The sequence below is a fragment of the Mesorhizobium sp. NFR06 genome (assembly GCF_900115245.1).
Classification (GTDB): Bacteria; Pseudomonadota; Alphaproteobacteria; order Rhizobiales; family Rhizobiaceae; genus Mesorhizobium.
In genome coordinates this window covers 131555-145633 of the sequence record NZ_FOVT01000003.1, presented here as the reverse complement: position 1 = coordinate 145633, position 14079 = coordinate 131555, and the positions used below count along the sequence as shown (strand labels likewise).

Below are 14079 nucleotides of genomic sequence, written 5' to 3'. Positions count from 1 at the left end.
GCGCTCTTGCCTAAGCAACAGCCTGGCGGACTGGCATTTCAGCGCCGTCGACTGCGTCGCGATGCATCGGCGCGAAGATCTCGGCGAAGGGCGCCGGCCGGCCGAGCAGGAAGCCCTGCGCCTCGTTGCAGCCTTCGGCGCGCAGGATCGACAATTGGCTGTGGGTCTCGACGCCTTCGGCCAGCACCGGGATTTGCAGGCTCTGGCCGAGCGCCAGCACGGCGCGGATGATGGCCTTGGCCTGCGGGCTGGTTTCAACCTCCGAGATGAAGGAACGGTCGAGCTTGATCTTGTCGAACGGGAAGGCGCCCAGCGTCTCCAGCGAGGAATAGCCGGTGCCGAAATCGTCGATGGCGATGGTGACGCCCAGAGCCTTGATCCGCCGCAGGATGTTCAAGGTGCGAATCTTGTCGGCGACGATGGTAGTCTCGGTGATCTCGAGCTCCAGCCGGCTCGGCCGCAGCCCGGTCTCGAGCAAGATCTCGTGGACGAGCTTCGGCAGGTCGGCATGGGCGAACTGGACCGGGGAGAGATTGACCGCAACCTTGTATGGATGATCCCATGAGGCGGCCTTGGCGCAGGCGGTGCGCAGCACCCACTCGCCGAGCGGCAGGATGAGGCCGCTTTCCTCGGCCAGCGGAATGAACTCGGCCGGAGAAATATTGCCCCTGGTCGGATGCTTCCAGCGCAACAGCGCCTCATAGCCGCGAACTTCGCCGGTCGAGACCGAGGTCTGAACCTGGTAGTGCAGGTCGAGCTGTCCATTCTCGGCGGCATCGCGCAGATCGTTGGCCAGTGTCCGGGTGGCGCGGACGGCCTCGTCCATGGCCTGCTCATAGAAGCAGACGTGCTGGGTTATATTCGCCTTGGCGCGATACATGGCAAGGTCGGCATTGTTGACCAGCGCTTCGCGGTTATGCGCGTCGTTGGGATAAATGGCGACGCCAAGGCTGGCGCCAGTGGTGGTTTCGACATCGCCGAACCTGACCTGCGCGAAGAGCGCCGATTCAAGGCGCGAAACGAAATCGACAAGGTCCGACTGGCTTTTCATGCGCTTGACGCCGGCGAACTCGTCGCCGCCGAGGCGGGCGACGAACTCGCCTTCCTGCAGCAGAGCGCTCATGCGGTCGGCCAGGTTCTTCAAGGTCTGGTCGCCGGCGCCGTGCCCCCAGATATCGTTGATCTCCTTGAACCGGTCTAGATCGATGCCGACGATCGCCACCTTACCGCCGAGCTCGCGGGCGCGGTCGATCTCGCGGTCGAGATGGTCGTTGAAGTTCGCCCGGTTGGGCAGGCCGGTCAGCGTGTCGTTCATGGCCAGGTGATGCAGGCGTTGAAAGGCTTCCGAGCGCGTTCGGTCATCGATCAGATAGCTTGCAAGGCCGGTGCCGATGATGATCAGGCCGGCAACGGCGACGCCGAGCGCCATGGCGTGCAACGCCAAGGTGTCGGTTTCGGTGCCGCGCGTTGCCATTGGCGTCACCTGCACCGCCGCCATTGCGGTGAAATGCAGGCTGACGATGGCGAGCGCCAGGGCAGCCGCGGCCCAATAGTTGCGGCCGGACAGATGCACGTTCAGGGCGGCTTTCACCGCGACGCAGGCAAACGCCACGGAAAGCAGGACAGAGGCGGCGATATAGGTCGTGTTCCATTCGACGATGCCAGCGACATGATAGGCCGCCATGCCTGTATAGTGCATGCCGGAGATCGCCAGGCCGACGATGACGCCGCCGAAGATCGGGGCAATGCGCGGGGCGCGCGTCGTCGCCGCGATGAAACCGGCGGCGGTGCCGGTGATGGCGATAAAAAGCGAGGCGATCGTCAGCACCGGATCGAAGGTAATCGGAACACCGGGATCGTAAGCCAGCATTGCGATGAAATGCGTGCACCAGATGGACGATCCCGCGCATACCGAAGTCAGGAAATTCCAGCCGACCTGCTGCAGGTCCCCGGCTTCGTGCGCGCGCAGGAAAAGCCGGATGGTCGCCCAGGAGCCCGCGCTGCAGACCAGCGCCGCGACCAGCACGAGCCATAAATTGTGATCGACTGTCACGCAGGAGATGACGCGCATCATGGCCGGGTCGCCCTCTTCGATTTCGGGGGTGCCGGACCTTATTACCTCATCAAACAGCCGCCCGGCGTTCGTCAGCGCGAGCGACCGATTGCCATTCCGGGTGAGGGGCTTTGACTCAGGCGATAAAGGGCAGCCGCCCCCAATGCGGATACCGATAGTTCAATAAGCACAATCGGATACAGCTTCTAATGGGTGGTTAATTGCGGTTAACCGGCCCCTGGCGGTTACGGGCATGGTTTCCGGATTATGTAGGATGGTTCTAAAGTAGGCATAACGTCGAAATTCCGAGCAAAACAGGCGATCTGCCGTTGAGTTCGGCTGGCAAAACGGATCAGCTCCGCTGCCGAAGGGCTGATCCGCTCAAGACCGCACGGAACGTTTCAAAGCCCGAGATGGCCCCTCAGGCTCGGCACCTGGTTCAGCACCTGGTTGGTCAGATCAGGGCCGGCGGCGGCTTCGGCCTGCTTGATCAAGGTCTCCCCGGCCTGCCGGATCTGCGCCATGTCGAGGCCGGACGCCCGGAGGACGGCGACGCCGTTGATCAGCGCGCCGGCCTTTTCGCCAAGCACGCCGCCAAGCGCGCCTTGCAGCGACGACAACAGGCCGCCGCCCGAACCGCTCGCCGCGCCGGCGGCCATCACGTCATGTTTCTGCGCCAGCGCACCGGCGCCGGGGATCTGGTCGAAGAAGGAGGAAACGCTGGTGCCTTCCGCCTCGTGCTCGAGCACCGAAAAGATGGTGCCGACGACCTTCTCGGTGGTGGGCTCATCGAGGCCGGCCTTCGAGGAAACGGTGTTGATGATATCCTGGACGTTCATGGCATTCCCCTTTTCGTCATTCGTATCGGGCTAGAGCTTTTCACCGTTTCACCGAAACGGCGAAATGCTCTATCTCTTTGTTTTGACGCAATTCCTGACGGAAAACCGTGTCACACTTTTCCTGGAATTGCTCTTCCTGGAATTGCTTTGGGCTGCATCAGCAACTTCCTGTCCTCATGTGACAGCACCATCAAGGTTTTCGGAAATGACCAAAATGTGATGCGCGTGCCGCAGGTCGCGCAATCGTCAAAGGGGTGTGACTGGACCGTGCGGATGCCGACCCTATCTTGCGGATCAACTTGCCAAAATCGTCGAGGAGAGCCATGAGCGAACCCGTTGCCAAGCCCGTCGCCCCGCAGTCTGTCATCACTCACCCTGTGATTACCCAGGCGATGATCGATGCCTATGACGAATATACCCATCTGACGCTCGACCGACGCCGCTTCATGGAGCAATTGACGAAGCTGGCGGGCTCGGGCGCCGCGGCGGCGGCGATCGCGCCGATGCTGGCCGCCAATTCGGCCCAGGCGGCGATCGTCGCCGAGGACGACAAGCGCGTCAAGGGCGAGGACATCAGCTATCCCGGCAGCAGCGGCGAGATGAAAGGCTATCTGGTGAGGCCGGCCGGCCAGTCGGGCAAGCTCGGCACCGTCATCGTCGTCCACGAGAACAGGGGCCTCAACCCGCATATCCGCGATGTCGCCCGGCGCGTGGCGCTGGAAGGGTTCGTCGCGCTGGCGCCGGATTTCCTGTCACCGCTTGGCGGCACACCGTCCGACGAGGACAAGGCCCGCGACATGTTCGCCAAGCTCGACGCCGCCCAAGTCGCGGCCGACGGCGTGGCGACGGTCGCCTATCTCAAGAGCCTCAAGGACGGCAACGGCAAGGTCGGTGCGGTCGGCTTTTGCTGGGGCGGCGGCGCGGTGAACCAACTTGCCGTCCATGCGCCAGACCTCAGCGCCGGCGTTGCCTATTACGGCATGCAGCCCAAGGCTGAGGACGTTGGGAAGATCAAGGCAGCGCTGCTCTTGCACTATGCCGGCCTCGACAGCCGGACCAATGCCGGCATCGACGCCTACAAGAAGGCGCTCGACGCCGCGCATGTCGAATACAAGGTTTATGTCTATGACGGCGCCAACCATGCCTTCAACAACGACACCTCGGCCGCGCGCTATGACAAGAAGGCAGCCGATCTCGCCTGGGGGCGGACGATCGCGTTTTTGAAGGAGAAGCTGGCCTGAATCTCGGCACAGCTCAATGGCCATGTCGGCCGGATCACTCGGACGCCGGCTTGTGAAAGGCGACGCCCGCGATCACCAGTGCGATACCGAGGCAATCGGTGAGGCTCGGCACCTGGCGTAACACGATGACACCGATCAGCGTCGCGGTCAGCGGCAGGAGCGACAGCATCAGCGCGAAGCTCGCGCGCGGCAGCCGCGCCATGGCGATTTGGTCGCAGATGTAAGGGATGACCGAGGAGCAGACGCCGACGCCGATGGCGGCGAACAGCAGTTTTGGCGAGGACATGGCCGGCAGTGCTTCGCGCAAGCCGATGGGCAACACGATGAGCAGTGCTATCGCCATGGCGGTGCCCAGGCCGGCAATGCCGATGCCGGTTCGGGCGACGCGGTGACCGATCACGATGTAGCCGACGAACAGGGCCCCATTCAAAAAGGCCCAGAACAGGCCGACCGGATCGCTCGACCATTTGACATCGATGAGCAGCAATGTGCCGATAACGGCAACGGCCAGCGCCGCAACGTTGCGCCGGCTGCGCAGGCCGACCAGCGCCACGCCGATGGTGCCGACGAACTCGATCGCTGCCACCAGCGAGATCGGCAGGCGATCGAGCGCGAGATAGAACGAGCAGTTCATCACCGCCAGGCACGCTCCGAAGGCCAGCAGCAGCCGTCGCTGAGCGCGGTCGGCGCGGGCGAAAACGCGCCAGGGTTTGGTCAAAGGGGCAAAGATGAGGGCGGCGGTGGCGATGCGCAGCCAAGCCATGCCGAGCACCCCTACCTCAGCGAAAAGCAGCACGGCGAAAGCTGGCCCGAGATAGTGGAACACGGCGCTGACGCAGAACCAGACATGCGGCGGCACCGCGTTGGCCCATCCGGTAAGGGCTGGCCGTGCGACCGCCTCAGGATCGCTGGCGGCCTGGTGTGCAACTGGAACTTGCGCTTGGGCTTTCATGAGAGCATTATCGCAGGCGAAACCCGCGAACTATATATATGATTGACGGCACGATGGCTATTTTTCCTTCTGATGGAAGAGATCTGACTTGAAAAGCCTTCGAAATGAAAACACCGACCTGGACGCCGTGGACCTCAAGATCCTGCGGCTCCTGGAAAAGGACGCGCGCATCAGCACGGCGGAACTGGCGCGCGCCGTGGGGCTGTCGGCGCCGAGCGTGGCGGAGCGCATCCGCAAGCTCCAGGAAAACGGCGTGATCGAGGCCTATACGGTCAGGATCAATCCGGCCGCGCTTGGCATAAAACTGTCGGCATGGCTGCGAATCAGGCCGGTGCCGGGACAGCTTTCGGTGGTGGCGGAAATCATCCGCGAGCTGCCGGAAATCGCGCAATGCGACCGGGTAACCGGCGAGGACTGCTTCATCGCGCTCGCCCATGTCGGCTCGGTGAGCGAGCTCGAGCGCGTGATCGACCGGATCATTCCCTACGCGATGACCAACACGGCGATCATCCAGTCATCGCCGATCGAGCCGCGCTCGCCGCTCGGCGGATTCAGGCAGAAGCAATTGAGCAGCGATTAGAGCAATTCCAGGAAAGCGCCGCGCGGTGTTCCGTCCGGAATTGCGAACGGCTCAAGCGCGGCCGCGCTTCATGCGCGCCTGCTTCAGAATCGCGCGCCAGCGGATCATGTCGAACGGAATCGGTTCGTTGTTGTTGGCGATGTGGAAGATCTCGTTGTTGACGTTCTTCAGCGATCGCCAGAAATCATAGTCGGTGATGCGTGGATCGGCCGCCAACCGCTCCACTTCGACGTTGATGTCGGTTTTCATGCACTGTCCTCGCACCGCATTCCGCCAGCCGCCCGCGCGCAAACCCGGTAGGGCGGTTTTCGAACGCGCCACTGAGTCGTTCAACCGGCTCAAATGGCTTGTTCACGTTAAATCCTTGGTAAGGTTAACGTGGGCGTCTGCGTGCTTCAAGCGCTCTTGCGCCTGATGCCGATCGAACGGCCGGCGCGCTCCGGCATCGGCAGCGCGGCATGGGCGGCGCGCATGGTTTCGACCTTGGCCATCACATCGGCGGGGAAGGGGGCGACTCTCGGTCCGGCCATGTCGACATGCAGCGCAAGCTGCTCGGACGTGGCGGCCAGCCAGCCGTCGACATGGCGGATTTCCTGATAGGCGCGTAGGCGCTTTTCGTCGTGGTCGATGAGCTGGAACGAGACCTTCACCTTGTGATCGAGGTGCAGTTCCTGCACGTAGCAGACATGGACTTCCGCCGTGTAGATGGTAAGGCGGCGGTCCCTGGCGTAGTCCGGCCCCATGCCCATCATCTCGAACGCCACGTCCGAACAGCGGTCGAACAGCACATTGTAATAGGCCATGTTGAGGTGGCCGTTGTAGTCGATCCAGTCCTTCTCGATGTCCATCAGGTTGGAAACGAAGGGGGCGGGGATCGTCATGTCGGTTTTCCTTGATCGTCGCTGGACAGGGGTGGCTGGTGAGGTTCACTTTGTTCCGGCGCAATTCCAGACGGAGGGCTGAGGCGAAGTCGCCGAGCCTAACCCTTCGCACTTTTCCTTGAATTGCTTTAGGCATCATCCATAGCTGCATGACAAGAGCGGCCGCTGGTCCATTCGCGGAGGAATTCATGGCATTGAGCGACCTCAACCCGGTCGAACGCAACGAGGAGGGCATCGCCGCCGTGCTCGGCATCCTCAAGCAGCGCTTCGGCGAACGTTTCCAGACCGGCGAGGCTATCCGCAGCCAGCACGCGCACACCACCACCTATATCCCGACGCAGGCGCCGGATGGCGTCGCCTTCGCCGAGACGACCGCGGAAGTGCAGGAGATCGTGCGCGCCTGCGCCGCCCACCGTGTACCGGTGATCGCTTTCGGGGTCGGCTCCTCGCTCGAGGGCCATACCAATGCGCCGGGCGGCGGCATCTCCGTCGACACCTCGCGCATGAACCGCATCTTGTCGGTCAATCCGCAGGACCTCGACTGCACGGTCGAACCCGGCGTGACGCGCGAGGACCTCAACCGCCATTTGCGCGACACCGGCCTGTTCTTTCCGATCGATCCCGGCGCCAATGCCTCATTGGGCGGCATGGCGGCAACCAGGGCTTCCGGCACCAACGCCGTGCGCTACGGCACCATGCGCGAAAACGTGCTGTCGCTGACCGCCGTCATCGCCGACGGCGAAGCGGTGACGACGGGCAAGCGGGCGAAGAAAAGCTCGGCCGGCTATGACCTGACGCGGCTTCTCGTCGGCTCCGAAGGCACACTCGGCATCATCACGGCGCTGACGCTGAGACTGCAGGGCATCCCGCAGGCGATCTCCGGCGGCGTCTGCCCGTTCCCCAGCCTCGAGGCGGCCTGCAACACAGTGATAGCGACCATCCAGATGGGCATCCCAGTGGCGCGCATCGAACTGGTCAACGCGCTGCAGATGCGGGCGATGAAGAATTATTCGAAGCTCGATTATCCTGAAAGCCCATGCCTGTTCGTCGAATTCCACGGCAGCGACGCAAGCGTCGCCGAACAGGCCGAGACCTTCGGCATGATCGCCGACGAAAATGGCGGCGGCCCGTTCCTGTGGACCAGCGTCGCGGAAGAGCGGACAAAGCTCTGGAAGGCGCGGCACGACGCCTACTGGTCGTCGCTGACGCTGCGCCCCGGCGCCAAGGGCTTGTCCACCGATGTCTGCGTGCCGATCTCGCGGCTCGCCGAATGCGTCACCGAGACCGAGGCCGACATTGCCGAGATGGGGCTGGTGGCACCCATCGTCGGCCATGCCGGCGACGGCAATTTCCATGTGCTGGTGCTGATGGACGTCGACAACCCGGATGAGATCGCGCTCGCCGAGAAATTCGTGGCGAGGCTCAACATGCGCGCAATCGCCATGGAGGGAACCTGCACCGGAGAGCACGGCATCGGGCAGGGCAAGGTCGGCTTTTTACGCCACGAGCTCGGGCATGGTGTCGACGTCATGCGCACGATCAAGCAGGCGCTCGATCCGCTCAACATCATGAACCCGGGCAAGATCTTGCCGGCGGCGGGGTAATCCGCCGGCCGGAGGTTATTCGCCGACGCCTTCAACCAGCTTCTGCAGCATCGGCCGAGTCGGCGCGAAAAAGGTCGTGCCGGTATGCGGCGTCGAGAAATCGAGGAGCCGGTCGTAGGCGCCGGGTGGCTCGCCGACATACATGCGCTGCAGCATCTTTTCGATCACCCAGAGATAGCGGGTGTAGCCGATGAAATAGGTGCCGAACTCGTTCTGGCCCGGACGGCCGAACGGCATGTTGTCGCGCAGGATGTCGTATTCGTTGCCGGCACCGTCCTCGATCGTGGCCAGCGACTTGTGCGACTTGCGCGGCTTGTCGTCGTCATCGATCTCGATGTTGTCGATCTTGGTGCGGCCGATGATCTCTTCCTGGACATGCGTCGGCGTTTTTCCCCAGGCGGCCATGTCGTGCAGGTATTTCTGCACGACGACATAGCTGCCGCCGGAAAAATCGGCGTCCTCGTCGCCGACCAGGGCGGAGGCAGGCAGGTCGAGGCCGGTCGGGTTGGCGGTGCCGTCGACGAAGCCGAGCAGGTCGCGCGCGTCGAAATAGCGAAAGCCCGAGACTTCGTCGACGACGGTCACGCCGCCGCCCAGGCTGTCCAGCAGGATGCGCTCGAACTCGAAGCACATGTCGGGCCGTTCGGCGCGGATGTGGAAGAGGAGATCGCCCGGCGTCGAGGGCGCCGAATGCGCCGCGCCTTCGATCGGTGCGAAGGGTTTCAACTCACGCGGCCGCCGGTTCGGGGACAGGCGGTTCCAGAGCTCGGCGCCGATCCCGGCGATGCAGGAGAGGCGGCCGGACAGGTCGCGGAAGCCGACATTCTTGACGAGGTCGTCGAGTTCGCCGAGCACCGAAGCGACCTTCGATAGCGCGGCCTCGTCGCTGCCGACCGTCACGACAAGGAAAATCGCGGCAGTCGACAGCGGAGCGTCGACGCTCTGCGCGTCAATGGGCACTCTGTCCCAGTTCTTGCCTGACATCAAAAGTGCTCCGTGCTGGATGTTCAGATGGGCGGCCAGGGACATGACCGCTGGGGCGGGAATGGTCGGGCAAGAGATATCGCGACCGCGAGCGGTCGCGCAACAGGCGACATCGCCGGAACCAACGGCCGCCGATAGGCTTCATCGCTTCCGAAAAGGCGAAACCCTCTATCTCTTTGTTTTGACGCAATTCCGGACGGAAAACCGTTTCACACTATTGCGGGAATTGTTCTAATGGAATTGCCGCTTTATCGACACGCGGATGCGGGTAGAGTGCGGCTGACCTTCAACCCGGGAAACAGATGCTCGCCCGCCTGTTCGTGATCTTCGGTGGCCTGTTCGTGCTGGTGCTGTGCGCGGCGCTGGTGGTGCCGTATTTCATCGACTGGACGGGCTACCGGAGCGATTTCGAGCGCGAGGCGAGTGCGATCCTTGGCCGCAAAGTGACAGTGAAGGGCGATGCGACAGCCCGGCTTTTGCCATTTCCATCGGTGACTTTCTCCAACGTCGAGGTCGCGGGCGGGCCGGACGGCCAGCCGGCAATGACGGTCGAGACCTTCTCCATGGACGCGGAACTGGCACCATTCCTGCGCGGCGAAGTGCTGATTTTCGACATGCGGCTGGTGCATCCGAAGGCGACCATCGACGTTGCCGGCGACGGCACGGTCGACTGGGCAATCCGCCCATCCTCGCCATTCGATCCCGGCCAGATCGCGATCGAGAAGCTGACGATCACCGAGGGGCAGATCGAACTGCGCCACGAAGCCGGTGGACGCAGCCATCTGGTTTCGGAGATCAACTCGACCGTTTCGGCCAAGTCGCTCGCCGGTCCCTGGCGGATGGACGGCACGCTGCGCTTCGATGGCCTGCGCACGGAGGTGTCGGCCTCGACCGGCAAGGTGGAAGCCGGCGGCCAGATGCGGCTCAGGCTGAAGGCCGATCCCGATGCCTATCCGTTGATCATCGAGAGCGACGGCAATGCCGGCATCGTCAAGGGCGCCGCGGTCTATTCCGGCCAGTTCAAGGTTTCGGGCTCTGACAAAAATGGGGCCGACAAGAATTCGGCCGAACTGCGCGGCAATGACGGCGAGCCGGCCAAGGCCAGCGCCGGCAAGCCAGATCCGGGTTTTCGGCTGAACGGCAAGTTCGCGCTCGACCACCAGAAGCTCAATGTCGACGAGTTCCGGTTCGAGACCGGGCCGCTCGACAATCCCTACACCGCCGACGGCAAGGCGTCCGTCGACCTCGGCCTGAACCCGCATTTCGCGGTCGAGGCCAGCGGCGCGCAGGTTCAATTCGACGAGGCCGTCGGTGGGGCCGCGGGAGGCGGGTTTACGCTCGACCAGCGCATCGCCGCATTGGAGCAGACGCTGCGGCATATGCCCAAGCCGACGATACCGGGCGCGCTCGAGGTGCGGCTGCCGGCGGTGGTGGCGGGCGATACGACTGTGCGGGACGTGCGGCTGTCGGCCGAACCGGTCGAAGGCGGCTGGTCCGTCAAGTCGCTTGCCGCGACGCTGCCGGGCCGCGCCACGCTCGAAGCCGACGGCATGCTGAACGTCGAGGACCATTTCGGCTTCACCGGCTCGCTGTTGCTGGCCGTCGGTCAGCCTTCCGGCTTTGCCGCCTGGCTGTCGAAGGATGTCGATGAAGCTATCCGCCGGCTGCCCGCGGCGGGTTTCAAGGCCAAGGTCGATCTCAGCGAGAACCGGCAGTCCTTCAGCGATCTCGAGCTCATCCTCGGCAAGGCGAAATTTTCGGGCGGCATCGAGTCCAGCCAGCCGGACGGCGCAAGGCCATCGGTGCTTATGCGGCTGACGGGCGGCGAGATGGACCTTGATGGGCTAGCCGCTTTCGCCTCGATCTTCGTCAGCGACAAGGGCGCCAACCGCTTTTCCGATCGCGATCTCGATTTCCAGATCAAGGCAGGTCCGGTCAGCGCCGGCGGGCTCAGCGCCGACACTGTCGACACGGCGTTGCGGTTGCGCGAAGGCCTGCTCGAGATCGATCGGCTGTCGATCGGCGGGCTTGCCGGCGCATCGATCAGCGCGACGGGCCGGATCAAGGATTTTCCGCAGAGCCCGACCGGCAAGCTCAACGCTTCCGTGGTGGCGGTGGACCTTAAGCCGCTGATCGATGTCGCGGCTCAGCATTACCCCAACAATGCCATGCTGAAGGGATTGGCCAGCCGCGCGGCGGCTTATCCCGAACTGTTCCAGGATGCGCGCATCGATCTCTTGACCAGCGCCGCCGACAATGGCGACGGCACCACCGGTCTCGCGCTCTCAGCCCAGGGCAAGGCCGGCGGCTCGGCCTTCTCGGCTTCGCTTTCCGGCAAAGGAGCAACTGACAAGCTGCTCGAGGCTCCGGTATCGGTCACGTTCAATGCCCGCAACGACAACGCCACCACGCTGCTTGCGCTTTACGGCCTGCCGGCGCTGCCGCTCGGCATGCTCGGCCACGCCAGCACCGACATTTCGGCGAAAGGCTCGGTTGCCGGTGGCCTCGCGACCAGCTTCAACCTGACGGCCGACGACTTCAAGGCGAGCTTCGACGGAACCGTCGCCGAGACGGCGCAAGGCGCCACCGCCAAAGGAAAGGTCGATCTCGACGCCGCCGATATCGAGCCCTGGCTGATGACGACGGGCGTCGGTCTGCCAGGCATGGGGACCGGGACCTCGATGTCGTTGGCGGCCGATGCCGATTTCGGCAACGGGCTTCTGGTCTTGAGCGGCCTGAACGGCTCCATCAACAAGGCAGCGGTGTCCGGCGACATCAACATCGACGGCAAGGATGGCCTGCCGCACCTCGCCGGGGCGCTGGCGCTCGACGAACTCGACCTTGATCCGCTGGCGGTCTCGCTGTTCGGCGACCAGTCCTTCGCTGCCGCCAAGGGTGGATGGCCGACGACGCCGTTCAGCCAGAAGTCGACCCTGCCGTTCAACGCCGACCTCGACCTCAACACGTCGGCGCTCGCCCTCGGGCCACTCGCCACGGCACATGACGCGACCTTCTCGCTGAAGCTCGACCGCGAAGGCATCCATGTCTCCGACCTCAAGGCGAAGCTTTATGGCGGCGATTTGACCGGCCTGTTCGACCTCAAGAACACCGAAGGCACCGGCCTGTTCTCCGGCCAGATGAGGCTCGCCGGCAGCGATCTCTCCACCGTCTTGCCGGGCACCGGTATCGGCGGCAGCGGCGATCTTTCGGCGGCGCTGTCGACCAGCGGCAAATCGGTCGATGCCATGATTGCCGCCCTGTCCGGATCGGGCACCGCGGCGCTGAAGGGATTGAAAGTGGACGGCATCAATCCGGACGGCTTTGCCGCCATCCTCGCCAAGGCCGATGCGATCGGGCGCGATATCGATGCCGCCAGGACGGCGGACTTCGCGCCGCAGATCGCCGGGGAGGGCAGCTTCGCCGCCGGCGATATGGACGTGGCCTTCACCGTGGCGAACGGCACCGTGCGGGTGCCGCCGATCAACCTCGACAATCCAGGGGCGACGTTGTCAGCCGACGTGACAGCCGATCTCAACACAAGCACCGTCACGGCAAAGGGGGCGCTGACCTACCGTCCCGGCGATGAGGCGCTGGTCGGCTCCGAGCCGGCCGTCAATTTCAACCTGACCGGCCCGCTCGGGGCGACCGCGCCCCAGTTCGACAGCGGTCCGCTGGCGCAGTTCCTGACGCAGCGCGCGCTGGAAAAAGAACAGCAGCGGGTCGAGGCGATGCAGGCTGCACTGTTGGAGAAGCAGCGGCTGCGGCGCGAAGCTCGCTACTACGCGTCATTGCAGGTGGAACGCGACAAGGCGGCCGAAGAGTTGCGCCGGCAAGAGGAAGTGGCGCGGCAGAAGGCGGAGGCGGAAGCCAGGGCGAAAGCCGAGGCGGAAGCGCAGGCAAAGGCCGAGGCCGACGCGAAAGCCAAGGCCGACGAAGAGGCGAGGGCGAAGGCGGACTTCGGTGCCGAAGCGCAGGCCGAGGCGGACGCCAAGGCCAAAGCTGATGCAGAGGCAAAGGCCGAGGCCGAGCAGCGGGCCGCGGACGAGGCGGCCAAGGCGCAGGCCGAGGCCGATCGGAGGAAGGCGGAGCAGGCAAAGCTGGAAGCACAGCGCAAGGCGGTCGGGCAGACGCCAAAGGTCGACCGGACGCTGCCCGGCGTCAACGACGGTTCGACTTCAGTGCCGGCGAAGCCGAAGGCCAATCCGTTCACGATCGACAATCTCTTGAAATCGCTCGACGGCGGTTGAGCTTCACCGCTCAGAGCATTTCACCGTTGCACGGCAACGGCGAAACCCTCTAACTCTTTGTTTTGACGCAATTCTTGACGGAAACCGTGGCGCTTTTCCTGGAATTGCGCTCGTGGCGCGTGCGGGTATCGGGCTGAAGGAGTTGTCCCATGCTCAAGACGAGTCGAGGCGCGACAGCAGGCGTCGCAGCATCGGCTCGATCCGCGAGAGCTCGTCGAGATGCGCGGCCGACAAATCCGCCAGCCGGTCGTCGGCGAGACGCGTCAGCTGCAGCAGCACACGTCGGTTGTCGGCCCTGTCCTGGTTTCTGACAACCAGCCCCGCCTCGACAAGGCGATTCACCAGTTCGACCGCGCTGTGATGGCGGATGCGCAGCCGCTCCGCCAGGTCGCCGACCGTCACCGGTCCGCCGCCGGGATAGCCTTTGATCGCCAGCAGCGCCTGATGCTGGCGTGGGGTGAGGCCTGCGCCGTTCGCCTGGATCTGGCTGAACTCGAGGAAGCGACGGATGAGATAGCGGAACTCCGACAGCCTCCGGTAGTCGGCCAGGCTGATTTCGGGGCGTGGCTTTTTCGGCGTCGTCATGTCCCGACTTATCGCGCTTTCGCGCGAAAGCTCAACGCCCAGATTCTTGTTGGAGCATGATCTCGCCGAAAACCGGCTTCCACTTTTCGGGATCATGCCCTGGCGCAATCCTT

Annotated in this window: 11 protein-coding genes; 4 read left to right on the top strand and 7 right to left on the bottom strand. The window is 63.9% G+C overall.

The features are described 5' to 3' along the window. Positions 1-10: 10 nt before the first annotated feature. Both F3H96_RS07470 and F3H96_RS07465 read right to left on the bottom strand, forming a co-directional pair. The gene (locus tag F3H96_RS07470) at positions 11-2074 is read right to left on the bottom strand and encodes a bifunctional diguanylate cyclase/phosphodiesterase (protein ID WP_188131315.1); all 2064 of its coding nucleotides are present in this window, start codon (positions 2072-2074) and stop codon (positions 11-13) included. A 380-nt stretch (positions 2075-2454) separates the two neighbouring features. After that, positions 2455-2892 (bottom strand): hypothetical protein, encoded by a 438-nt coding sequence (locus tag F3H96_RS07465; protein ID WP_149791302.1) that lies wholly within the window; start codon positions 2890-2892, stop codon positions 2455-2457. Positions 2893-3215: 323 nt separating this feature from the next. On the opposite strand from F3H96_RS07465, the gene F3H96_RS07460 reads away from it, so the two are divergent. Further along, on the top strand, positions 3216-4133 hold the full coding sequence (locus F3H96_RS07460; RefSeq protein ID WP_149791301.1) for a dienelactone hydrolase family protein: 918 nt from the start codon (positions 3216-3218) through the stop codon (positions 4131-4133). Positions 4134-4167: 34 nt separating this feature from the next. Here F3H96_RS07460 and F3H96_RS07455 read toward each other — a convergent pair whose 3' ends face one another. After that, the gene (locus F3H96_RS07455) at positions 4168-5085 is read right to left on the bottom strand and encodes a DMT family transporter (protein ID WP_149791300.1); all 918 of its coding nucleotides are present in this window, start codon (positions 5083-5085) and stop codon (positions 4168-4170) included. 88 nt (positions 5086-5173) lie between these two features. Between F3H96_RS07455 and F3H96_RS07450 the strand changes: the two genes are divergently transcribed. After that, positions 5174-5665, top strand: a complete 492-nt coding sequence (locus F3H96_RS07450; RefSeq protein WP_149791299.1) for an Lrp/AsnC family transcriptional regulator — start codon at positions 5174-5176, stop codon at positions 5663-5665. A 51-nt stretch (positions 5666-5716) separates the two neighbouring features. Here the strand turns inward: F3H96_RS07450 and F3H96_RS07445 are convergent, their stop codons facing one another. Together F3H96_RS07445 and F3H96_RS07440 are read right to left on the bottom strand one after the other, a co-directional pair. Continuing rightward, entirely contained in the window at positions 5717-5914 is a 198-nt protein-coding gene (locus tag F3H96_RS07445; RefSeq protein ID WP_149791298.1) for a hypothetical protein, read from the bottom strand. 146 nt (positions 5915-6060) lie between these two features. After that, positions 6061-6546, bottom strand: coding sequence for a thioesterase family protein (locus F3H96_RS07440; protein WP_149791297.1), 486 nt, complete (start codon positions 6544-6546; stop codon positions 6061-6063). A 188-nt stretch (positions 6547-6734) separates the two neighbouring features. Here F3H96_RS07440 and F3H96_RS07435 point away from each other — a divergent pair, with 188 nt between their 5' ends. Further along, positions 6735-8150 (top strand): FAD-linked oxidase C-terminal domain-containing protein, encoded by a 1416-nt coding sequence (locus F3H96_RS07435; protein WP_149791296.1) that lies wholly within the window; start codon positions 6735-6737, stop codon positions 8148-8150. A gap of 15 nt (positions 8151-8165) precedes the next feature. On the opposite strand, the gene F3H96_RS07430 is transcribed toward F3H96_RS07435, so the two are convergent. Then, complete coding sequence (locus tag F3H96_RS07430) at positions 8166-9134, bottom strand: Dyp-type peroxidase (protein ID WP_149791295.1); 969 nt, start codon at positions 9132-9134, stop codon at positions 8166-8168. Between the two features lie 302 nt (positions 9135-9436). Here F3H96_RS07430 and F3H96_RS07425 point away from each other — a divergent pair, with 302 nt between their 5' ends. Beyond that, positions 9437-13381 (top strand): AsmA family protein, encoded by a 3945-nt coding sequence (locus F3H96_RS07425; RefSeq protein WP_149791294.1) that lies wholly within the window; start codon positions 9437-9439, stop codon positions 13379-13381. 153 nt (positions 13382-13534) lie between these two features. On the opposite strand, the gene F3H96_RS07420 is transcribed toward F3H96_RS07425, so the two are convergent. Continuing rightward, positions 13535-13966, bottom strand: coding sequence for a helix-turn-helix domain-containing protein (locus F3H96_RS07420; protein WP_149791293.1), 432 nt, complete (start codon positions 13964-13966; stop codon positions 13535-13537). Positions 13967-14079: the final 113 nt, after the last annotated feature.